Origin of the sequence: Kineococcus vitellinus (genome assembly GCF_009906315.1) — a bacterium.
Taxonomy (GTDB): Bacteria; Actinomycetota; Actinomycetes; order Actinomycetales; family Kineococcaceae; genus Kineococcus; species Kineococcus vitellinus.
In genome coordinates this window covers 1-20,198 of record NZ_JAAALL010000051.1, presented here as the reverse complement: position 1 = coordinate 20,198, position 20,198 = coordinate 1, and the positions used below count along the sequence as shown (strand labels likewise).

The following is a 20,198-nucleotide window of genomic DNA, read 5'->3' as shown; positions in this document are numbered from 1 at the left end:
GTCAAGGACGCGTCAGGACCGGCGGCGGGGGGCGCGGGCGGTGCTGTGGTGGGGCGGTCAGACCGACCCGCCTCCTGGAGGAGTTCCCGTGCTCGACGTGGGCTACACCGCCCTCACCCTGGTGCTCGCCGTCGCCGCCTGCCTGCTGGTGCGCTCGCTGGAGCGCCGGTGAGCGCCGCCGCGGTGGTCGGCCTCCTGCTGGCTCTCGCCACCGCCGGCTACCTGCTGCACGCGCTGCTGCGCCCGGAGAGGTTCTGATGGCCCTCTCCGACACCGCGGCGGGGCTGCTGCAGATCGGCCTGCTCGTGCTGCTGCTGGCCGCCGTCCACGTCCCGCTCGGCGACTTCATCGCCGCCAGCCTCACCGGCCCCCGCCACCTGCGCGCCGAGCGCGGCGTCTACCGGCTGCTGCGCGTCGACCCCGACGCCGACACCCGCTGGCCCACCTACGCGCTGTCGCTCGTCGCGTTCTCGACGGTCTCGACCTTGCTCCTCTACGCGTTCCTGCGCCTGCAGCAGCACCTGCCGCTGTCGCTGGGGATGCCGGCGGTGGAACCCGCGCAGGCGTGGAACACGGCCGTCTCCTTCGTGACGAACACGAACTGGCAGTCGTACTCGGGCGAGGCGACGCTCGGCCACCTCGTGCAGATGGCCGGCCTGGCCGTGCAGAACTTCCTGTCCGCCGCCGTGGGGCTGGCCGTCGCGGTCGCCCTCGTGCGCGGGCTCGTGCGCGCCGGCACCGGCACGATCGGCAACTTCTGGGTCGACCTGGTGCGCGGCACGCTGCGCGTCCTGCTGCCGCTGGCGTTCGCCGGCGCGGTCGTCCTCGTCCTGACCGGCGTCGTGCAGAACCTCAGCGGCGCCACGACGTACACCACCCTGGCCGGGGGTTCGCAGACGATCGTCGGCGGACCGATCGCCTCCCAGGAGGCCATCAAGGAGCTGGGCACCAACGGCGGCGGCTTCTTCAACGCCAACTCCGCGCACCCCTTCGAGAACCCGACGCCGATCTCGAACGTCGTCGAGGTCTTCCTGCTGCTGGTCATCCCCTTCAGCCTGCCGCGCACCTACGGCACGCTGGTGGGCGACCGCCGCCAGGGGAGCGCGGTGCTGGCCGTCATGGCCGGCGTCTTCGCGCTCTCCCACGCGGTGACCCTCTACGCCGAGACCCACGCCCTGGGTTCCGCGCCGCAGGCGGTGGGCGCGGCGATGGAGGGCAAGGAGGTCCGCTTCGGCGAGTGGGCCTCGGCGCTGTTCGCGACCGCCACCACCTCCACCTCCACCGGCGCGGTGAACTCCTTCCACGACAGCTACACCGCGCTGGGCGGTGGCGCGCTGCTGGTCAACATGATGCTGGGCGAGGTGACCCCCGGCGGAGTGGGTTCCGGCCTGTACGGGATCCTCGTGCTGGCGGTCATCACCGTCTTCGTCGGCGGCCTCATGGTCGGGCGGACCCCCGAGTTCCTCGGCAACAAGATCCGCCAGCGCGAGATCACCCTCGCCGCGCTGCACATCCTCGCCACCCCGTTCGCCCTGCTGACCGGCGTGGCGATCGCCCTGTCCAGCGAGGCGACCCGCTCGGCCGTGCTGAACCCCGGCCCGCACGGGCTCAGCGAGGTGCTGTACGCCTTCACCTCCGCGGCCGGCAACAACGGCAGCGCGTTCGCCGGCATCAGCGTGAACACGCCCTTCTACAACACCGCCCTGGGGCTGGCGATGCTCCTCGGGCGCTTCCTGCCGGTGCTGCTCGTGCTGGCCCTGGCCGGCAGCTTCGCCGCGCAGCGGCCGGCCGCGCCCACGGCGGGCACGCTGCCCACCCGGACCCCCACGTTCGCCGGCATGCACGCCGCGGTCGTCGTCGTCGTGACCGGTCTGACCTTCTTCCCCGCACTGGCCCTCGGACCCCTGGCAGAGGCACTGGCATGAGCACGCCCACCCTTCCCGACACCCGCGGCGCGGCCGCCGCCCCCGCCGGGACCCCGCACCGCGTGGCCGGCGGCGCGTTCAGCCCGCGCCAGCTGGTGTCCTCGCTGCCGGACGCGTTCCGCAAGCTGGACCCGCGCCACCTGGTCCGCACGCCCGTCGTGTTCGTCGTGGCGCTGGGGGCGGTCCTCAGCACCGTCCTGGCGGTGGCCGACCCCTCCGTCTTCGCCTGGGTCGTCGTGGCGTGGCTGTGGACCACCGTCCTGTTCGCCAACCTCGCCGAGGCCGTCGCCGAGGGCCGCGGGCGCGCCCAGGCGGCGTCCCTGCGCACCGTGAGCACGGACACCGTGGCGCGGCGGCTGGAGGCCGCGGGCGGCGAGGTGCGCGTCCCCGCCAGCACCCTGCGGGTCGGCGACCTCGTGGTCGTCGAGGCGGGGGAGACGGTCCCCGGTGACGGCGACGTCGTCGAGGGCGTCGCCAGCGTCGACGAGTCCGCCATCACCGGCGAGTCCGCGCCCGTCATCCGCGAGTCCGGCGGCGACCGCAGCGCCGTCACGGGCGGCACCACCGTCCTGTCCGACCGCGTCGTCGTGCGCATCACCGCCAAGGCCGGCGAGAGCTTCGTCGACCGGATGATCGCTCTGGTGGAGGGTTCCGCGCGCCAGCGCACGCCCAACGAGATCGCGCTGAACATCCTGCTGGCGAGCCTGACGCTGGTGTTCCTGCTGGCCGTCGTCACGCTGCAGCCGATGGCGATCTACTCCGGCCGCCCGCAGAGCGTCGTGGTGCTCGTCGCGCTGCTGGTGTGCCTGATCCCCACCACCATCGGCGCGCTGCTGAGCGCCATCGGCATCGCCGGCATGGACCGCCTCGTGCAGCGCAACGTCCTGGCGATGTCCGGGCGGGCCGTGGAGGCCGCCGGCGACGTCGGCACCCTGCTGCTGGACAAGACCGGCACCATCACCCTCGGCAACCGGCAGGCCCACGAGCTGCTGCCCGCCCCCGGCGTGACGCTCGCCGAGCTGGCCGACGCGGCGCAGCTGTCCAGCCTGGCGGACACCACCCCCGAGGGCCGCTCGGTGCTCGTGCTCGTCGAGGAGCGGCACGGCCCGCTCACCCGCGAGCGCCCGCCCGGGGCGGAGCCCGTGCCGTTCACCGCGCAGACGCGCATGTCCGGCGTCGACCTCGTCACCGCCTCCGGTCGCCGCGAGATCCGCAAGGGCGCCGCGGCCGCGGCCACCCACTGGGTGCGCACCCTCGGCGGCGACGTGCCGGCCGAGGTGGGGCGGGTCGTCGACGACATCGCCACCGCGGGCGGCACCCCGCTGGTGGTGGCGGAGGGCTCCCGCGGCACCGCCCGGGTGCTGGGCGTCATCCACCTCAAGGACGTCGTCAAGGAGGGGATGCGGGAGCGCTTCGAGCAGCTGCGCGCCATGGGCATCCGCACCGTCATGGTGACCGGCGACAACGAGCGGACCGCGCGGGCGATCGCCGCCGAGGCCGGGGTCGACGACGTGCTCGCCGAGGCCACCCCGGAGGACAAGCTGGAGCTCATCCGGCGCGAGCAGTCCGGTGGCCGGCTGGTGGCGATGATGGGCGACGGCACCAACGACGCGCCCGCGCTCGCGCAGGCCGACGTCGGCGTCGCCATGAACACCGGCACCTCGGCCGCCAAGGAGGCCGGGAACATGGTCGACCTGGACTCCGACCCCACCAAGCTCATCGAGATCGTCGAGATCGGCAAGCAGCTGCTCATCACCCGCGGTGCGCTGACGACGTTCTCCATCGCCAACGACATCGCCAAGTACTTCGCCATCGTCCCGGCGATGTTCGTCCCCGCCTTCCCCGGCCTGGACGCCCTCAACGTCACGCGGCTGGCGACGCCGGAGTCGGCCGTCGTCTCCGCCGTCGTCTTCAACGCCCTCGTCATCGTGGCGCTCATCCCGCTGGCCCTGCGCGGGGTGCGCTACCGCCCCGCCGCCGCCGCCGCGCTGCTGCGGCGCAACCTGTGGGTCTACGGCCTCGGCGGCGTCGTCGTCCCGTTCATCGGCATCAAGCTCATCGACCTCCTCGTCTCCACCGTCCCCGGGATCGGCTGACATGTCCTCGCTCGCGTTCCCCCAGCTGCTGCGCCAGGCCCGCACCGCGCTGCTGCTGCTGCTCCTCGCCACGCTCGTGCTCGGCCTGGCCTACCCGCTGGCCGTCCTCGGCGTCGGCCGCCTGGTGCCCGGGCGCGCCGACGGGCAGATCGTCTCCGCCGGCGGCCGCGAGGTCGGCTCGGCGATCGTCGGCCAGGCCTTCGAGGGCGAGCAGTGGTTCACCCCGCGCCCCTCGGCGGCCGGGGACGGCTACGACCCGCTCGCCTCCGGCGCCTCCAACCTGGGCCCGGAGAACCCGGACCTGCTGGCGAGCGTGGCCGAGCGCCGCGCCGCGGCCGCCGCGGCCGACGGCACCGCCCCCGCCGACGTCGCCAGCGACGCGCTCACCGCCTCCGGCTCCGGGCTGGACCCGGACGTCTCCCCGCAGTACGCGCAGCAGCAGGTGGCCCGCGTCGCGGCCGCCCGCGGGCTGGGGGAGCAGCAGGTCGCCGACCTCGTCGCCGCGCACGTGCGGGGCCGCTCGCTGGGCTTCCTCGGCGAGCCGCGGGTCAACGTCCTGGAGCTCAACCTGGCCCTGCAGGCGCTGCGGCCCTGAGCGGTGGACGACACTCCTGTCGTGGACGAGAGGCGCCGGGGACGGCTGCGGGTCTTCCTGGGCGCCGCCCCCGGCGTGGGCAAGACCTACGCGATGCTCGACGAGGCCCACCGGCGCGCCGGGCGCGGCACCGACGTGGTCGTCGCGCTCGTGGAGTGCCACCGCCGCGAGCGCACGCTGGCGCGGCTGGCGGGGCTGGAGGTGCTGGCGCGGCGCGTGGTCTCCCACCGCGGCATCGAGGTCGGCGAGCTCGACGTCGACGCCGTGCTGCGCCGGCGCCCGCAGGTCGCGGTCGTCGACGAGCTCGCCCACACCAACGCCCCCGGCTCCCGCCACGCCAAGCGGTGGGAGGACGTCGAGGAGCTGCTGGCCGCCGGCATCGACGTCGTCTCCACGGTGAACATCCAGCACCTGGAATCGCTCAACGACGTCGTCGAGCACATCACCGGCATCGAGCAGCGCGAGACGCTGCCCGATGAGGTGCTGCGCCGCGCCGACCAGGTGCAGCTCGTCGACATGACGCCGGAGGCGCTGCAGCGCAGGCTCTCGCACGGCAACGTCTACGCGGCCGACCGGGTCGACGCGGCCCTGTCGAACTACTTCCGCACCGGCAACCTCACGGCCCTGCGCGAGCTGGCCCTGCTGTGGCTGGCGGACCGCGTCGACGAGGGCCTGGAGCGCTACCGCGCCCAGCAGGGGATCGAGGCCACCTGGCCGGCCCGCGAGCGCGTCGTCGTCGCCCTCACCGGCGGCCCGGAGGGGGCGACCCTGGTGCGCCGGGCCGCGCGCATCGCCGGCCGCGGCGCGGGCGGGGAGCTGCACGCGGTCCACGTCGCCAGCGGCGACGGGCTGGTGCGCTCCTCGCCGGCCCGCCTGGCCGCCCAGCGCGAGCTGGTGGAGAGCCTGGGCGGCACCTACCACCAGGTCGTCGGCGAGGACGTCGCGGCCGCGGTGCTGGACTTCGCCCGCGGCGTCAACGCCAGCCAGGTCGTCGTGGGCGCCAGCCGGCACCGCCGCCTGTCCTCGCTGTTCCGGCGAGGGGTCGGCGACGCCGTCGTGCGCGGCTCGGGGTCCATCGACGTCCTCGTCGTCACCCACGAGCAGCAGCCGCGCCCCTTCGGCCTGCCGCGCCCGGCGCGCGCGGCGCTGTCGGGCGGCCGCCGCGCGCTGGGCTGGCTGGTGGCGCTGCTGGTGCCACCGCTGCTGACGGGCCTGCTGCTCCTGCTGCCGCGCCAGGACCTGTCCACCGACCTCATGGCCTTCCTCGTCGTCGTCGTCGTCGCCGCGCTGGCCGGCGGGGTGCTGCCCGCGCTGGCGGCCGCGCTCGCCGGCAGCCTGGCGGTGAACTGGTTCTTCACCCGGCCCACCGGGCGGCTGACCATCGCCGAGCCCGCGAACGCGGTGGCCCTGGTCGTCTTCCTCGTCGTGGCCCTGGCGGTCTCCGGCGCCGTCGACCGCGGTGCGCGGCGCTCGCGGGAGGCGGCGCGCAGCCGGGCGGAGTCGGAGGCGCTGACGGTGCTCAGCCGCACGGCGCTGCTGGCCCGCGACCCGCTGGAGGAGGCGCTGCGGCACACCCGCGAGACGTTCGCGGTGGAGTCGGTCTCGCTGCTGGAGCGCGAGGAGGTGTCCGCGCCCTGGAGGCTGGTGGCCTCCACCGGGGCGCCGGTGTGCACCCGGCCCGCCGACGGCGACGCGGAGGTGGTCGTGGAGGACCTCAGCTGCCTGGTGCTGCGCGGGCGGCTGCTGGGCGCGGGCGACCGCCGGGTGCTGGAGGTGTTCGCCGCCCAGATCGCCGCGGTCCGCCAGCGCCAGCGGCTGCGCGCCGAGGCCGCGCAGGTGCGCCGGCTGGAGGAGGGCGACGCCGTGCGCGGCGCGCTGCTCACGGCCGTCTCGCACGACCTGCGCACCCCGCTGGCCACCCTCAAGGCCGCGCTGGACAGCCTGTGCGCCACCGACATCCAGCTCGGCGAGGAGGACCGGGCGGAACTGCTGCAGACCGCGGCCTCCTCCGCGGACCGGCTGCAGGCGCTCATCGACGACCTGCTGGACCTCACCCGGGTGCGCAGCGGGGCGGTGGAGCCGCAGCTCGTCGTCGTCGACCTCGAGGAGGTCGTCGCGGGCGCGGTGGGCGACCTGGCGGGCGCCGGCGACCGCGCGCGGGTGCGCGTGCAGCTGCCGGCGGACCTGCCGCCGGTGTCCACCGACCCCGGCCTGCTGCAGCGCGTCGTCGCCAACCTCGTGCAGAACGCCGTGCGGCACGGCGTCCCGGCGGCGGGCGGCGCGGCGGGCGGCTCGGCGGGGAGTGGCGTGGAGGTGGTCGCGTCGGTGTCCACCGAGGACGCCCGGCGGGTCGCGCGGCTGCTCGTCGTCGACCACGGCCCGGGGCTGCCGGGGGCGGCCAAGGAGCAGGCGTTCACGCCCTTCCAGCGCCTCGGCGACCGCTCCACCGCCGGTCTCGGCCTGGGACTGGCCGTGGCCCGCGGGCTGGCGGAGGCGGTCGGCGGCGCCCTCACCGCGCAGGACACCCCCGGCGGCGGGCTGACGATGGTGCTGGACCTGCCGCTGGCCGGGCACGCGCACGAGCTGCTGGAGGCTCCGGCAGGATCGGCCCCGTGAGCAGGGTGCTGGTGGTCGACGACGAACCGGGGCTGCGGCGGGCGCTGTCGATCAACCTCTCCGCGCGCGGCTGGGAGGTGACGGTGGCCGCCGACGGCGCGGGCGCGCTGGAGGCCGCCGCCGCCGGCCACCCCGACGTCGTCCTGCTGGACCTGGGCCTGCCCGACCTCGACGGCCTGGAGGTCATCGCCGGGATCCGCGGCTGGAGCCGGGTGCCGATCATCGTGCTCACCGCGCGCACCGCCTCCGCCGACGCCGTCGACGCCCTCGACGCGGGCGCCGACGACTACGTGACCAAGCCGTTCGCCATGGACGTGCTGCTGGCGCGGCTGCGCGCCGCCGTGCGCCGCGGCGCGGACGCCTCCGGCGCCGCCCCCGAGGTGCTCGACTCGGGCGACCTGCACATCGACCTCGCCCGGCGCACCGTCACCCGCGGCGGGGAGGCGGTGAAGCTGACCCCGACGGAGTGGCACCTGCTGCAGGTGCTCGCCACCAACGCGGGCCGGCTGGTGACGCAGACCCAGCTGCTGCAGGAGGTCTGGGGCCCCTCCTACGGGCGGGAGACGAACTACCTGCGCGTCTACGTCGGGCAGCTGCGCCGCAAGCTGGAGCGGGTGCCCTCGGCGCCCGTGCACCTCATCACCGAACCGGGCATGGGCTACCGCTTCGAGCTGTGAGCGCCGGCGGGCTGCCCGGCCGTCCGGACGGTGACGAGGGGGTCGCGGCTGGTGGAGGCGACGACCTCACCGGTCCACGAGTCCTCCCGGTGACCGTCGTCGGGATCGAAACCCCTCAAGGCCGCTCCGCCGGGCACGCGCAGCAGCGCCCGGGTGCTCCCGGCCGTCGGAGTCCGTCCAGCGCAGGCACTCCAGGTCCACGACCTGGTCGCGCTCGATCGCCGCCCCGCAGCACTGCTGCTCCCCGTCGCCCACCTCGACGATCACGTCCACTCATGGCGATGAGCGGGATGCCAACCAAGCGGGGTGAGGACATCAGCGGGCCGCGGCCAGCGGCTCCCACCGGGCCGCGCCAGCAGCCACGTCGATCACCACCCGACCCAGCGGCTGCGTCGCTGCATCCACCACGAAGTCCGGCCTACCACGACCGGCATCCTCACCCGGACGCCGGTCCAGGTACGGGGTGAGGGTGAAGACCACCTCACGCGCACCGCCGGGCAACGGGTAGGGGCCATAGCTGCCCCGGGAGTACGGCTGCCCCGGCTCACCGGTGACGCTGCCGCCGCCGATGTTCCCCGCCTCCTGCACTTCCCGCGGCAGGGGCGGGTCGACCTCGTACTCCACATCAGCCACCGGGCTGACGAACCACTGCCCGGCGTCGGGATCGTCCTCATGGACCGCCGGGGCGATCTCGTAGTCCAGCGACACCATCTGCCAGGACCCACCTGCTTGCTCAGGCAGCCGGTTGCCTGCGGCGTCGGGCCAGTGGCCTTCGTCGCGCAGGCCCCGCAGGTGCAGGTGACGACCTGGGACGACCTCACCGCAGTCCACGTCGAAGGCCACCAGCAGCGTGCCCTGCTCGTCGTCGATGTCGCTCATGTCGTGAGCGTCGTGGGTCGCCCCGACCAGGCGCATCAGGGATTCCCCTGAGCCCACCCCGGGATCGAGGTACCCGACCGCACGGTCATCCCGCGATCCGGTGTGGCCGGCGATCACCGCTGAGGCACAGTGAACCGGTGACCGTGACCCTGCTCCACGACGCCACCCCGGCCACCTGGATCGACGCCGCCGACCTGTCCCGGAGCACGCTGATCTGCCGATGAGCAAGCGGCCGAGTGGGGCCGCTGCGAGGCGTGTCTGCACTCCCACCGCCCTACCCCCAGGTCGGACACCGGCTGACATGCTCATCCAGTGGACGAGCCCTACCGCCCCGTCGCCCTGCGGGTCATGGCCGAGTGGGGCGAGCAGGACCCCGCCTGGGACAGCGACCCCGACCACGTTGGCCCGGTTGAGCTGACCGACCTCGGCGTCAGCGCTGAGCTCGTCGAGCAGTTGCGGGCGTGGAACGAGCGGTTCAACGCTCTCGGGTGGAGCGACTACCGCTGGCCCGACGACGAGCAGGAGCGGGCCTGGCAGGAGGAGGGGCTGCGCTTGGCCTACCAGCTGCAGAACGAGCTGACTGACGTTGAGATCGGCTACTGCCACGATGGTGACGACCGGCCCCTGCGGCAGCGTCGCGGTCCTTGAGACGACTGCTCGACCTACCGGTCATCCCGCGATCCGGGCGCGAGCACGGCCGTCCACGACCCACAGGACGGGCCCTGGCCGCGGGGGGCGCGGCCCAGCCGGTGCGCTCGGCGCAGCGGTCCTGAGAAGCTGGCCCATGGACGTCTCGTCGATGATCATGGGTGCCGCGATCGCCTCGGTGTTCTGGATCGCGCTGTGGCCGCGCAAGCGCGCCCGCGGCGCGGACGACCGGTCGCCCCGCGAGGAGTGACGCCGCCGCCGAGGCGCCCGGTCGCCGCGGCCGCGCAGCGGCGCCGCGTCAGCCGGGAGCGCGCCGGGCGGTGTGCAGCAGGGAGAAGCGCCAGAAGAGGTGCCGGCGCACCGCGGCGCCGGGCGTGGTCCGGCGCGCCGCGTCGCGGACCTCGCGCAGCGTCGCGGTGGCGGGAGCGGTGGGCGCCGTCATCGCCACCGGCCGCGGGGCGGACCCGCGCCGCCACGTCGCGACCCCGCCCGCGACGAGGTTCGCCGGGACGGCCACCGCGTCGAGCAGGTGGTCCGTCGCCGTCCGCGGGCGGTAGAGCCCGAGGACGAGCAGGGTCCCGCCGGGGGCGAGCAGGGCGGTGAGCCGCTCCAGGGCCGGTTCGAGGGGGAGGTGGTGCAGCACCGCCAGCGCGGTGACGACGTCGTACCCGCCGGGCAGGTCGGCGGTCATGACGTCTCCGCAGCGCAGGTCGACGCCCCGGTGCCCGGCCAGCAGCCGCCGGGCGGTGTCGATGCAGCCGGGGTCGGCGTCCAGCCCGGTGACGTGCTCGGTGCGGGCCGCGAGCCGGCGCACCAGGTCCCCGGTGCCGCAGCCGACGTCGAGCGCCGTGCCGACGCGCCGCGGCAGGTGCCGCTCGATCCAGGCGTGGTGGTGGGCGTTGTGGTCCCACGGGTGCTCGCGGTTCCACTCCTCGCACCGGGCCAGCGCCCGCCGCCCGGCCGCCGCCGCGGCGTCCACGGCCCTGCCCGCCGCCCGCTGCGCGCTCACGCCCCGGACTCGACCAGCTCGGCCCGCCGGTGGCAAGACCGTCCAACCCGGCGGCGTCGCCCTCGCGGCGGCCAGGCGCTCACAGCGTCAGCGCGAGCACGGCGACGACGACGGCGAGCAGCAGCAGGCCGAGGGCCGCCGGGACGGAGCGGGGTTGGAGGCGCTCGCCGCCGAGGCGGTCGTGGACCCGGCGCAGACGGTGGGTGACGTGGTGGCGCCAGGTCAGGCCGGCGACGAGCAGCAGCAGGCAGGGCAGGCAGTACACGAGGCCGTAGCCGGCGAGCACGAGCAGGCCGGTGCCGGCGGGGACCCCGGCGGCGTTGAGGCGTTCGACGGCGATCAGGTACGGGAAGGCGTTGGGCAGGTCCGCGCCGGTGACCAGCACCCCGAGGGGGGCCGCGGTCCAGGGGCCGAACCAGGCCGGCAGCACGAGGGCGGCGCGGGTGCGGGTGCGCAGCCGCCGGGCGGCGCTGACCAGCAGGACGAGGGCGGCCAGCAGCAGGGCGCCGCGGCGCACCCAGGTGGCGGCCCCGGCCACGGCGTCGCCGAGCGTCGCGCTGCCGAGGAAGAGGCCCGACCCGACGGCGAGGACGACGAGGTAGGCGCCGGCGACGTAGGCGAGGGCGGTGAGCCCGGGCCGGCGCAGCGGCGCGAGCAGGATCAGCGTGACCCCGGCGACGGTGGCGGGGTTGAGGGAGTCCAGGGCGGCGAGCCCGGCGATCGCCCACAGGAGGCCGGCAGTCAGCATGTGGACGACGGTAACTCATCTGAGACGTTTAAGTCTCACGCGAGTAGGGTGGTCCCATGGCCGCCGCACCGCACCGAGGCTCCCCGCCGGACTCCACCCTCGAGGTCTTCGGCGACGCCGTGGCCGCGGCCGCGGCCCGGCACCTGGCCCTGTCCCCGGCGGCCTCGATGCAGGAGCTGGCCGAGGCGGCCGGGGTCAGCCGCGCCACCCTGTTCCGGCGCTTCCCCTCCCGCGCCGCGCTGGTGGCCGAGCTGTGCGAGGCGGCGGCGGAGGCCTTCGCGCGGGCGGTGGAGGAGGCCGCCCCCGCGGACGGCCCGCCGCCGCAGGCGCTGGCCCGGGTGCTCGACGCGCTGGGGCGGTTGGCCGCGGTGGTGGGCCTGCTGGGGCTGCAACCCCTCCAGGAGCACGTGGAGGCCTCCCTGCTGGCGCGGACGGCGGCGACGGAGGAGGCGCTGCGGGACCTGGTGCGGCGCGGGCAGGAGAGCGGGGACTTCCGCGTCGAGGTGGACCCGGAGTGGGTGCTGACGATGCTCACGTGGCTGCTGGTGGGCGCGGCCGACGGCGTCCGGCTGGGGCGGTTGACGGCCGGTTCGGCGCAGCGGCACCTGGCCGCCACCCTCACCGCGGCGCTGCACCGCCCCGGAGGGCCCCCGCGCCACCCGTGACGGTCGCGGCACCCGTGATGGCGGTGGTGGTACCCGGCGGGGGAGCCGTCCGGGCGTTCGCGCCACCGGCGCGCAGCGGCTGTGCCACGCTGCGAGCAGCGTCTCCTCCACCGCTGCGGGTGCAGCCGGGAGACGGGCGGAGGTGGTCCCCGTGATCGTCCTGTTCGTGGTCTTCGCCTCGGTGGTCCTCGTGCTCGCCGTGCTCGAGCGCTCCCGGCCGGGCCGCGGCGCCCGCCGGCCCGCGCGCACGACGCCGTCCTGGCTGCGGGACGGCGACACCGGCGCCGGCTCCGCGGGTGGTGGCGGGTTCGCGGACGGCGGCGGGTGCGGCGACGGCGGTGGTGGCGGCGGGAGCTGCTGAGCCCCGACCGGTCTGCGCGGCGTGTCCGGTTCCCGGGCGCAGCTTCGACCCCTCCCCGACGGGACGCGACGGGCGTCCGCAGACCCCGGGAGTCGAGACGTGCTCACCACCACCACGAGTTCCGCGGCGGTCGCCGACCGCCCCGCCGCACGAGAGCGCCGGCTGCTCGCGGCCGGCCTGTTCGCCGGGCCCCTCCTCGGTCTGAGCTGGCTCGTCCAGGGCCTGGTCCGGGACGGGTACGACTTCACCCGGCACCCGATGAGCCTGCTCGCCCTGGGCGAGGGCGGCTGGGTGCAGACCGCGAGCTTCTGCGCCGCGGGCGGCCTGGTGCTGGTCTGCGCGGCCGGGCTGCACCGCGTCCTGACCGACGGGCCCGGTGCCCGCTGGGCACCGCGGCTGGTGGCCGTCACCGGCGGCTGCCTGGTCGCGGCGGGGGTGTTCAGCACCGATCCCGGGGCGGGTTTCCCGGCCGGGGCGCCGCAGGGGGCGCCGGTGCTCAGCTGGCACGGCGCCCTGCACGAGGCCGCCCACCTGGGCGCGGTCGCGGCCTGGATCGCGCTGTGCCTCGTGCTGCGCGCGCGGTTCGCCCGGCAGGGCGATCGGGCCTGGGCCCTGGCGTGCGTCGTGGTGGTGCCCACCGCCCTCGCGGTGGTGGCGTTCCCGCACCTGGACTCCTTCCCGGTGCGCATCGCCGTAGCGTCGGTGCTCCAGCTCGGTTCCACCGGGCTGGCGGCTCGGCGGCTCGGTCGCTGACGGCACGCGGACGGAGGGGTTCGTCGTGAAGTACATGATCTCGACCTACGGGTCGCAGCAGGACTACGACGGGATGGCCGGGGTGGCGGGTGACCTGCCCGCGTGGACGCCCGAGGACTTCGCGGCGATGGGCGCCTTCATGACCGGCTTCAACCAGCGCCTGGCCGAGTCCGGCGAGCTGGTGGAGACCCGGGCGCTGGCCGCTCCGGTGCACACCCGCCGGGTGCGCACCGGAGCGGCCGGGACGGCGGTGGTCACCGACGGCCCGTACGCCGAGACCCAGGAGGTGCTGGCCGGCTACTGGGTCGTGGAGTGCGCCAGCTTCGACAGGGCCACCGAGATCGCGGTCGAGCTGGCCGACTGCCCGGCCCCCGAGCACGTGCGGGCCACCGCGGTCGCCGACGTGCGCCCGATCGAGGAGCACGCCGACGAGCGCGCCGACGACGCCTGAGCCGGTGAGCGGGGCGGAGGCCACCGAGGACCTGCTGCGCCGCCTGGCGCCGCAGGTCCTCGGCTCGCTGGTGCGGCGCTACGGCCAGTTCGCGGTCGCGGAGGACGCCACCCAGGAGGCGCTGCTGCAGGCGGCGCAGCAGTGGCCCCGCTCCGGCGTCCCGGAGCACCCGCGCGGCTGGCTGCTGACCGTGGCCGCGCGCCGGATGACCGACCTGCTGCGCGCCGAGCTGGCCCGGCGCCGCCGGGAGGAGACGGCCGCCCGCGCCTTCCCCCGCGCGGCGGCGCCGGCCGCCGACGCCCCGCCGGGGGACGAGGACGACAGCCTCGTGCTGCTCTTCCTGTGCTGCCACCCCGCGCTGACCCCGGCCGCCCAGATCGCCCTCACCCTGCGCGCGGTCGGCGGGCTGAGCACCGCGGAGATCGCCCGGGCCTTCCTGGTCCCCGAGGCGACGATGACCCGCCGGATCACCCGCGCCAAGCAGGCCGTGCGGGAGAGCGGGGCCCGCTTCGAGGTGCCGCGCGGCGAGGCGTACGGCGAACGCCTGGCCGTCGTGCTGCACGTCCTCTACCTGGTCTTCACCGAGGGCTACGCCACGACCGCCGGCGAGCGGCTGCAGCGCAGCGACCTGACCGCGGAGGCGATCCGGCTGACCCGCGTGCTCCACCGCGCCCGCCCCGGGGACGACGAGGTCGCCGGCCTGCTGGCCCTGATGCTGCTGACCGGCGCCCGCCGGGCCGCGCGCACGGACGCGCGCGGCGACCTGGTCCCGATGGCCGAGCAGGACCGCTCGCTGTGGGACGCCGCCTCCGTCCGCGAGGGCGTGGCCCTGCTCACCGCCGCGGTGGCGCACCACCGCCCGGGTCCGTACCAGCTCCAGGCGGCCATCGCAGCCCTGCACGACGAGGCCCCGAGCGCCGGGAGCACCGACTGGGCGCAGATCCGCGACCTCTACGAGGTCCTGCTGCGCTCCTCGGACAACCCCGTCGTCGCCCTCAACCACGCCGTCGCGGTCGCCATGGCCGACGGCCCGGCGGCCGGCCGCGCCCGGGTGGCGGTGCTCGCCGCCGACCCGCGGGTGGCCGCTCACCCCCGCTTCCACGCCGTCCTGGCCCACCTGCTGGAGATGGCCGGCGAGGACGGCGCCGCGCGCGCCGCCTACGCCGAGGCCGCCCGCCGCAGCACCGGTTCCCCGCAGCGGCGCTACCTGGAGGCCCGCGCCGCCCGCCTGGGGTGAACCCGGCGCGAGCCGTGGTTCACAGGCGCAGGTACGCCGGGCCGGCGGTCTCGACGGCCGCCAGCGCCGAACCGGGCGGCGCCTCGGCGTCGGCGGGCAGGAAGCACAGGTCGCAGCGGGCGTTGTAGGTCAGCACCCAGCAGGCCGCGGCCGCGGCGGCGGCGCGCTGGCGGGCGCTGAAGGGGCGCGAGCGGGCCCGCTCGTAGTCGTCGAGGAACGCCGCCACCTGCTCCACGGCGGGGGAGACGGCGTTGGCCGGGCCGCCGGCGGTGTGCGAGCCGGCGCTCATCCCGACCAGTTCCGCCTCCGGGCGGGCGGTGAGGCTGTCCCAGTCGAAGGCGGCGCTGACGCGCGGGCCGTCCTCGCCGCGGTTCCCGGCGCCGTCCTCGCCGCGGTCCCCGGCGCGGTCCTCGACGAGGACGTTGCCGTCGTACCAGTCGCTGTGGCCGGCCACGTCCGCGCCGCTGGCCTCGCGCAGCACCGCCGCCGCGCGGGCGGCGAGCGCGTCGACGCGGTCCGCGCGCGGGGAGCGGTCGCCGAAGTCGAAGAGCGGGTCGTGCGGGGCCGGCCACGGACCGCCCTCGTAGCGGGCCCACGCCGGGGCGCCGGGGCGCAGCGGTTCCGCGGGGACCGCGCGCAGCACCTCCACCTGCTCGGCGAGGCTGACGGCCAGCGCGGTGCGGACCGCGGGCAGCGTGGCGTCGGCGGTGCGGCCGCGGCGCAGCAGCGTCTCCACCACGACGGCGCGCCCGTCGCGCAGCACGGGTCCGTGCAGCGGCAGCGGGCACGGGTAGCCGTGCTCGGCCAGCACCCGCTGGGCGCGCGCGGCCAGGCGCAGGTGCACGAGGTCGGCGCCCAGCCGGTGCACCTTGACGGCCACCTCGCGCCCGTCGTGCAGCCGCAGGCCGTAGACGGCGCTGATGCGCCCGGCGCGCAGCAGCACCTCGGCGATCCGGGAGCCCAGCCCGGTCTCCACGTGCCCGTCGAGCCAGGCGTCCACCTCGCCGCGGGCCAGCGGCCCGAAGACGGCGCGCTCGACGCCCTCGACCACCGCCGCGCTCACGAGGGGACCCGTTCCTGCAGGCCCCACGGCGACTCGTGCGCGCCGGCCAGCAGGTCCAGGAAGGGCACCGCGTCGAACTGCTCGGGGCTCATCACCCCGCTGCCGCTCCAGCGCCCCAGCGCCAGCAGCTCCAGCGCCACGACGGGGTTCACGGCCGTCTGCCAGACCACGCACTGGGCGCCGTCGCGCTCCATGGACCAGGCGTTGTCGACGAGGTGGTGCAGGTAGACCTCCCGCGGTGCGCCGTCCGTGCCGCGGCCGGTGACCCACAGCCCCGCGCACGTGCTGCCGCTCATGCGCGGGCCGAGGGTGGCCGGGTCCGGCAGGCAGGCCGCGACCACGTCGCGCGGGGAGACCCGCGCACCGCGCACGTCCACCGGTTCGGTGCTGTCCAGGCCCAGCGCGTGCAGGGTCTTGAGGACCCCGATGAACTCCGCGCCCAGCCCGTACTTGAAGGTCACCCGGCGCGCGTCGAGGTGGCGGGGCATGAGGAGGACCTCCTCGTGCTCGACGTTGACGCACTCCACGGGGCCGATGCCGCCGGGGAAGTCGAACACCTCCGGCTCGCTGAAGGGCTCGGTGGTGAACCAGCCCCGGCCGCGCTCCCAGACCACCGGCGGGTTCAGGCACTCCTCGATGGTGGTCCAGATGGAGAACGAGGGGGCGAACACCTCCCGGCCGTCCTCGTCGAGCACGCGCAGGTCCGCGCCGTCGCGGGTGCCCAGCTCGTCGATCTCGGAGAACAGGTGGTCGGCGGCGTAGCGGGCGAACACGTCCGACAACCCGGGTTCGACGCCCATGCCGACCAGCGCCAGCCGCCCGGCCCGCTCCCAGTCCGCGGCCCGGGCGAACTGCTCGTCGCCGAGCTTGACGCCGGTGCGGGCGTGCGGGGCGCTCGGGTGCGGGCGCGAGAGCGACATCGCCATGTCGAGGTAGTCGGCGCCGGCGGCCAGCGCCCCCTCGAAGATCGGCACCACCCAGCGCGGGTCCACGGCGTTGAGCACGTGGGTGGCGCGGTGCTCGCGCGCCAGCGCCTGCACCGCGCGCGCGTCGGAGGCGTCGACCCGCGCGGCGCGCAGCCGCCGCTCGCCCGGGTGGCGCTCGCGCACCGAGCGCACGACCCGCTCCGCGCGCCCGGCGTCGTGGTCGGCCACGAGCAGCGCCTCGAAGAAGTCCCGGCGCGCCGCGATGCGCGCGAAGGCGCCCCCGACCCCTCCCGCGCCGATGAGCAGGATCCGCACGGTGCGCCTCCCCGGTACTATCGATCAGCTGATCAACAAGACGCTAGGGGGGCTCCCGGATGGTGTCAACGACCCCGCGGGCGCGGGTGCGCAAGGACCCGGCCGAGCGCGCGCAGGAGATCCTCGCCGCCGCGCGGGCGGTGGCCGCCGCCGAGGGGCTGAGCGCGCTGACCCTGCGCTCGGTGGCCCGCGAGGCCGGCGTGGCGCCCTCGCTGGTCGCGCACTACTTCCCCGAGGTCGACGCGCTGGTGGCGGAGGTCTTCGGCGCCCTCGCGCAGGAGGAGGAGGACGGGCTGCGGGCGGAGCTCGCGCGCGTCGCGGACCCCGGCGAGCGGCTGCGGCACCTGCTGGACTGGCTGCCCGCCGTCGACCGCGCGGGCATGACCGCCCTGTGGCTGGAGGCCCTGGTGCTGGGGCGCCGCAACGCCCGCCTGGCCGAGCGGGCCCGCGAGGACCTGGGGCGCTGGCAGTCGCTGGTGCGCGAGGAGATCGCGGCGGCCGCGGCGGCCGGGGCGGCGCGGGTCGAGGACCCGGCCGACGCGGCCGCCCGGCTGCTCGCCTTCAGCGACGGCATCAACGAGCACGCCCTCGTCGGCTACGAGGAGCCGGCGCTGCGGGAGCGCTTCCGCGAGGTCGGCGAGCAGGTGCTGCGGATGCGCCCGCCCGGGACCCGCTGACCCGGGACCCGCCGACCCGGGACCCGCCGGCTCAGGACTCGCTGACCACCACGACGGCCTTCATGCTCAGCGGGTCGGAGTCGGCGTTGAGCGCGTCCTCGACCTGCTCCAGCGGGTAGCGGGCGGTCACCATGTCGTCCAGGTGCACCGCGCCGGAGGAGACCAGCTCGATGCCGCGCGGCCAGGTGTCGACGTAGCGGAAGACGCCGGTCACGCTGATCTCCCGGCTGGCCACCAGCGAGACGGGGATCGGCATCTCGTCCGCCCCCATGCCTACCAGCACCACGGTGCCGCCGCTGCGGGTGGAGCGGATGCCGGAGAGCACGGCGGGCGTGGCGCCGGAGCAGTCGATGAACGCGTCGGCGCGCAGCGCGGCGATCTCCTCGGCGTCGGCGACCGGGTGCAGCGCCCGGGTGGCCCCGAAGGAGGTGATCCGCTCCCGGCGCGAGTCCACGAAGTCGGTGACGACCACGTCGGTGGCCCCCCGGGCGCGCACGGCCTGCGCGACCATGGCGCCGATCGGGCCGGCGCCCGCGACGAGCACCTGGTCGCCCGGCGACACCTGCGCCTTGTGCGCGGCCCACAGCCCCACCGACAGCGGTTCCAGCAGCGCGGCGGTGTCGAAGGACATCGCCTCCGGCACGGCGAAGGCCTGGTCGGCCGGGGCGGTGACGTAGTCGCTGAACGTGCCGTCCACCGGGGGCGTGGCGTAGAAGCGCATCTGCGGGCACAGGTTCATCCGGCCGGACTTGCACTGCCGGCAGCGCCGGCACGGCCGCTGCGGGTCGACGGCCACGCGCTCGCCGATGCGCGACTCGGGGACGTCGCGGCCGACGGCGACGACCGTGCCGGAGACCTCGTGGCCCAGCACCAGCGGGGAGTCGACGACGAAGTCGCCGATGCGGCCGTGCTTGTAGTAGTGGACGTCGGAACCGCAGACGCCGACCGAGGCCACCCGCAGCAGCACCTCGTCGTCCGCGGGCGTCGGCACGGGGCGCTCCTGCACCTCCAGCACGCCCTGCTTCAGCAGGACGTTGGCGCGCATCGTCGTGGGCACGGTGGTGTCGGTGGTCACGGTGTTCCTCCTGTGCTGGGTCCTCGTGGGCACGGTACGGGCCGGGGCGGCCCGGGCGTCAGCGGACCGTGTAGCCGCCGTCGACGAGCAGGTCGTGGCCGTTGACCATGGCGGCGCCGGGGCCGGCCAGGAACAGCACGGCCGCGGCGACCTCGGACGCCTCCGCGAACCGGCCGACGGGCACCTGCGCGCGCAGCGCCTCGCCGGCAGGGTTCTCCCAGTTCGGGCGGCTGAGCGGGGTGAGCACGACGGTGGGGGAGACGGTGTTCACCGTGATGCCCAGCGGGCCCCACTCCAGCGCGAGCGTGCGGGTCATGCCCAGCAGACCGGCCTTGGAGGCCGCGTAGGCCACGTGCCCGGCCAGGCCGACGGTCGCCGCCTGGGAGGCGATCGTGATGATCCGCCCGCCGCCGCCCGCCACCAGGTGGCGGGCGGCGGCGCGGCTGACGAGGAAGCTGCCGGTGAGGTTGACCCGCAGGGTGCTCTCCCAGCCGGCGAGGTCGATCTCCAGCGCGGGCGCGATGGTCGCGGTGCCCGCGCAGTTGACGACGACGTCCAGGCGCCCGGCCCGGGCCACCACCTCGTCCACGGCCGCCTCGACGCCCGCGGCGTCGCTGACGTCGCAGTCGACGAACAGCCGCCCCTCGGCCGGCCGGGGGGCGGTGCGGTCCAGCACCGCCACCCGGGCGCCCGCCTCCTCCAGCGCCTCGACGACGGCGGCGCCGATCCCGCCGGCGCCGCCGGTCACCAGGGCGACCGAGCCCCTCACGCGGCGGGGATCCCCTCGGCGGCGATGTCGCCGGTCTTGAGGTTCTCGGCGGTCATGTCGGGCAGCTGCTCCAGGAACGCCGCGCGGCCGGTGACGACGTGCTCGATGGCGACGTCGACGTTGGCCTTGGTGATCTTCGGCATCTGGTAGACGGGCTCGGTGTCCACGTCCTCGCCGCGGGCCACGGCGGCGGCCACGGCGAGCCCGGCGGACAGCTCCACGGTGCCGTTCTGCAGCATCGTGCCGATGAACTCCCCGCTCTTGACGGCGTTGAGGCCGTCCTCGATGCCGTCGATGCCGACGACGGGGATGCTGACACCGGCCTCCTTGAGCGCCTGCAGCGCGCCCAGGCCCATGTCGTCGTTCTCGGAGACGACGCCCTTGATGTCGGCGCCGAAGGCGGAGATCCAGTTCTTCACCTTGTTGACGGCCTCGTCGCGCTTCCAGTTCGCGGTGTCCTGGGCCAGCACCGTGATGCCGGGGTACTTCGCCAGGACCTCCTGGATGCCCTTGGTCCGGTTGATCTCCCCGGACTGGCCCAGCGGCCCCTGCAGGACCACGATGCCGCCCTGCCCGCCGAGGGCGTCGGCCATCATCTGCATCTCCGCCGCGCCGGCGGCCACGTCGTCGGGCTGGACGTTGCCGGCCAGGTCGGTGGAGTTCAGCTCGGCGTTGACGGCCAGCAGCGGGATGCCGGCGGCCTTGGCGGCGGC

At 75.8% G+C, this 20,198-nt stretch carries 21 protein-coding genes; 13 read left to right on the top strand and 8 right to left on the bottom strand.

Annotated elements, in window-relative coordinates:
* Window positions 1-168: 168 nt before the first annotated feature.
* From kdpF to GTQ99_RS06965, 6 genes are read left to right on the top strand one after another with little or no spacing between them, the layout of a single operon-like run.
* A complete protein-coding gene (gene kdpF, locus GTQ99_RS25970; RefSeq protein WP_166615022.1) occupies window positions 169-258 on the top strand; it encodes a K(+)-transporting ATPase subunit F in 90 nt (29 codons plus the stop codon).
* On the top strand, window positions 258-1,925 hold the full coding sequence (gene kdpA / locus GTQ99_RS06985; protein WP_166615021.1) for a potassium-transporting ATPase subunit KdpA: 1,668 nt from the start codon (window positions 258-260) through the stop codon (window positions 1,923-1,925). Before kdpF ends, kdpA begins: the two co-directional genes overlap by 1 nt.
* Window positions 1,922-4,021 carry a potassium-transporting ATPase subunit KdpB gene (gene kdpB, locus GTQ99_RS06980; RefSeq protein WP_166615020.1) on the top strand — a complete coding sequence of 700 codons (2,100 nt, stop codon included), beginning with the start codon at window positions 1,922-1,924 and terminating at the stop codon, window positions 4,019-4,021. The genes kdpA and kdpB overlap by 4 nt, the downstream gene beginning before the upstream one ends.
* A gap of 1 nt (window position 4,022) precedes the next feature.
* On the top strand, window positions 4,023-4,616 hold the full coding sequence (gene kdpC, locus GTQ99_RS06975; RefSeq protein ID WP_166615019.1) for a potassium-transporting ATPase subunit KdpC: 594 nt from the start codon (window positions 4,023-4,025) through the stop codon (window positions 4,614-4,616).
* Window positions 4,617-4,637: 21 nt separating this feature from the next.
* Window positions 4,638-7,232 (top strand): sensor histidine kinase, encoded by a 2,595-nt coding sequence (locus GTQ99_RS06970; RefSeq protein WP_338074778.1) that lies wholly within the window; start codon window positions 4,638-4,640, stop codon window positions 7,230-7,232.
* The gene (locus tag GTQ99_RS06965; RefSeq protein WP_166615017.1) at window positions 7,229-7,909 is read left to right on the top strand and encodes a response regulator; all 681 of its coding nucleotides are present in this window, start codon (window positions 7,229-7,231) and stop codon (window positions 7,907-7,909) included. The genes GTQ99_RS06970 and GTQ99_RS06965 overlap by 4 nt, the downstream gene beginning before the upstream one ends.
* 315 nt (window positions 7,910-8,224) lie before the next feature.
* Here the strand turns inward: GTQ99_RS06965 and GTQ99_RS06960 are convergent, their stop codons facing one another.
* Window positions 8,225-8,788, bottom strand: a complete 564-nt coding sequence (locus GTQ99_RS06960; RefSeq protein ID WP_166615016.1) for a hypothetical protein — start codon at window positions 8,786-8,788, stop codon at window positions 8,225-8,227.
* A 312-nt stretch (window positions 8,789-9,100) separates the two neighbouring features.
* Here GTQ99_RS06960 and GTQ99_RS06955 point away from each other — a divergent pair, with 312 nt between their 5' ends.
* Window positions 9,101-9,436, top strand: a complete 336-nt coding sequence (locus tag GTQ99_RS06955; protein ID WP_166615015.1) for a hypothetical protein — start codon at window positions 9,101-9,103, stop codon at window positions 9,434-9,436.
* A 298-nt stretch (window positions 9,437-9,734) separates the two neighbouring features.
* Here the strand turns inward: GTQ99_RS06955 and GTQ99_RS06950 are convergent, their stop codons facing one another.
* Together GTQ99_RS06950 and GTQ99_RS06945 are read right to left on the bottom strand one after the other, a co-directional pair.
* Window positions 9,735-10,445, bottom strand: a complete 711-nt coding sequence (locus tag GTQ99_RS06950) for a methyltransferase domain-containing protein (protein ID WP_205706951.1) — start codon at window positions 10,443-10,445, stop codon at window positions 9,735-9,737.
* Window positions 10,446-10,524: 79 nt separating this feature from the next.
* Window positions 10,525-11,193 carry a GAP family protein gene (locus GTQ99_RS06945; protein WP_166615014.1) on the bottom strand — a complete coding sequence of 223 codons (669 nt, stop codon included), beginning with the start codon at window positions 11,191-11,193 and terminating at the stop codon, window positions 10,525-10,527.
* 56 nt (window positions 11,194-11,249) lie between these two features.
* On the opposite strand from GTQ99_RS06945, the gene GTQ99_RS06940 reads away from it, so the two are divergent.
* The 5 genes from GTQ99_RS06940 (at window position 11,250) to GTQ99_RS06920 (ending at window position 14,660) form a co-directional block, all read left to right on the top strand.
* Window positions 11,250-11,858, top strand: a complete 609-nt coding sequence (locus tag GTQ99_RS06940) for a TetR/AcrR family transcriptional regulator (RefSeq protein WP_166615013.1) — start codon at window positions 11,250-11,252, stop codon at window positions 11,856-11,858.
* A 151-nt stretch (window positions 11,859-12,009) separates the two neighbouring features.
* The gene (locus tag GTQ99_RS06935; RefSeq protein ID WP_166615012.1) at window positions 12,010-12,219 is read left to right on the top strand and encodes a hypothetical protein; all 210 of its coding nucleotides are present in this window, start codon (window positions 12,010-12,012) and stop codon (window positions 12,217-12,219) included.
* A gap of 99 nt (window positions 12,220-12,318) precedes the next feature.
* Window positions 12,319-12,972: a DUF998 domain-containing protein gene (locus GTQ99_RS06930; RefSeq protein WP_166615011.1), complete on the top strand. Its 654-nt coding sequence runs from the start codon at window positions 12,319-12,321 to the stop codon at window positions 12,970-12,972.
* Window positions 12,973-13,006: 34 nt separating this feature from the next.
* Complete coding sequence (locus GTQ99_RS06925) at window positions 13,007-13,423, top strand: YciI family protein (RefSeq protein WP_240896922.1); 417 nt, start codon at window positions 13,007-13,009, stop codon at window positions 13,421-13,423.
* Between the two features lie 4 nt (window positions 13,424-13,427).
* Window positions 13,428-14,660 (top strand): DUF6596 domain-containing protein, encoded by a 1,233-nt coding sequence (locus tag GTQ99_RS06920; protein WP_166615009.1) that lies wholly within the window; start codon window positions 13,428-13,430, stop codon window positions 14,658-14,660.
* A gap of 19 nt (window positions 14,661-14,679) precedes the next feature.
* Here GTQ99_RS06920 and GTQ99_RS06915 read toward each other — a convergent pair whose 3' ends face one another.
* Both GTQ99_RS06915 and GTQ99_RS06910 read right to left on the bottom strand, forming a co-directional pair.
* Window positions 14,680-15,723, bottom strand: a complete 1,044-nt coding sequence (locus tag GTQ99_RS06915; RefSeq protein WP_166615008.1) for an aminoglycoside phosphotransferase/kinase family protein — start codon at window positions 15,721-15,723, stop codon at window positions 14,680-14,682.
* Window positions 15,720-16,964 carry a saccharopine dehydrogenase C-terminal domain-containing protein gene (locus GTQ99_RS06910; protein WP_166615007.1) on the bottom strand — a complete coding sequence of 415 codons (1,245 nt, stop codon included), beginning with the start codon at window positions 16,962-16,964 and terminating at the stop codon, window positions 15,720-15,722. The genes GTQ99_RS06915 and GTQ99_RS06910 overlap by 4 nt, the downstream gene beginning before the upstream one ends.
* 59 nt (window positions 16,965-17,023) lie before the next feature.
* On the opposite strand from GTQ99_RS06910, the gene GTQ99_RS06905 reads away from it, so the two are divergent.
* On the top strand, window positions 17,024-17,641 hold the full coding sequence (locus tag GTQ99_RS06905) for a TetR/AcrR family transcriptional regulator (RefSeq protein WP_166615006.1): 618 nt from the start codon (window positions 17,024-17,026) through the stop codon (window positions 17,639-17,641).
* A gap of 31 nt (window positions 17,642-17,672) precedes the next feature.
* Here GTQ99_RS06905 and GTQ99_RS06900 read toward each other — a convergent pair whose 3' ends face one another.
* From GTQ99_RS06900 to GTQ99_RS06890, 3 genes are all read right to left on the bottom strand, one after another.
* Window positions 17,673-18,686, bottom strand: a complete 1,014-nt coding sequence (locus GTQ99_RS06900; RefSeq protein ID WP_166615024.1) for an NAD(P)-dependent alcohol dehydrogenase — start codon at window positions 18,684-18,686, stop codon at window positions 17,673-17,675.
* Between the two features lie 88 nt (window positions 18,687-18,774).
* The gene (locus GTQ99_RS06895; protein WP_166615005.1) at window positions 18,775-19,485 is read right to left on the bottom strand and encodes a GolD/DthD family dehydrogenase; all 711 of its coding nucleotides are present in this window, start codon (window positions 19,483-19,485) and stop codon (window positions 18,775-18,777) included.
* On the bottom strand, window positions 19,482-20,198 hold a 717-nt coding region (locus tag GTQ99_RS06890; RefSeq protein WP_166615004.1), incomplete at its 5' end, for a substrate-binding domain-containing protein. The genes GTQ99_RS06895 and GTQ99_RS06890, both read right to left, overlap by 4 nt.

Excerpts from the sequence above, each read along its gene's own strand:
- kdpA (WP_166615021.1), top strand. The coding sequence starts at position 258 with ATGGCCCTCTCCGACACCGCGGCGGGGCTGCTGCAGATCGGCCTGCTC.
- kdpB (WP_166615020.1), top strand. The coding sequence starts at position 1,922 with ATGAGCACGCCCACCCTTCCCGACACCCGCGGCGCGGCCGCCGCCCCC.
- kdpC (WP_166615019.1), top strand. The coding sequence starts at position 4,023 with ATGTCCTCGCTCGCGTTCCCCCAGCTGCTGCGCCAGGCCCGCACCGCG.
- GTQ99_RS06960 (WP_166615016.1), bottom strand. The coding sequence starts at position 8,788 with ATGAGCGACATCGACGACGAGCAGGGCACGCTGCTGGTGGCCTTCGAC.
- GTQ99_RS06945 (WP_166615014.1), bottom strand. The coding sequence starts at position 11,193 with ATGCTGACTGCCGGCCTCCTGTGGGCGATCGCCGGGCTCGCCGCCCTG.
- GTQ99_RS06940 (WP_166615013.1), top strand. The coding sequence starts at position 11,250 with ATGGCCGCCGCACCGCACCGAGGCTCCCCGCCGGACTCCACCCTCGAG.
- GTQ99_RS06925 (WP_240896922.1), top strand. The coding sequence starts at position 13,007 with ATGATCTCGACCTACGGGTCGCAGCAGGACTACGACGGGATGGCCGGG.
- GTQ99_RS06905 (WP_166615006.1), top strand. The coding sequence starts at position 17,024 with ATGGTGTCAACGACCCCGCGGGCGCGGGTGCGCAAGGACCCGGCCGAG.
- GTQ99_RS06900 (WP_166615024.1), bottom strand. The coding sequence starts at position 18,686 with ATGCGCGCCAACGTCCTGCTGAAGCAGGGCGTGCTGGAGGTGCAGGAG.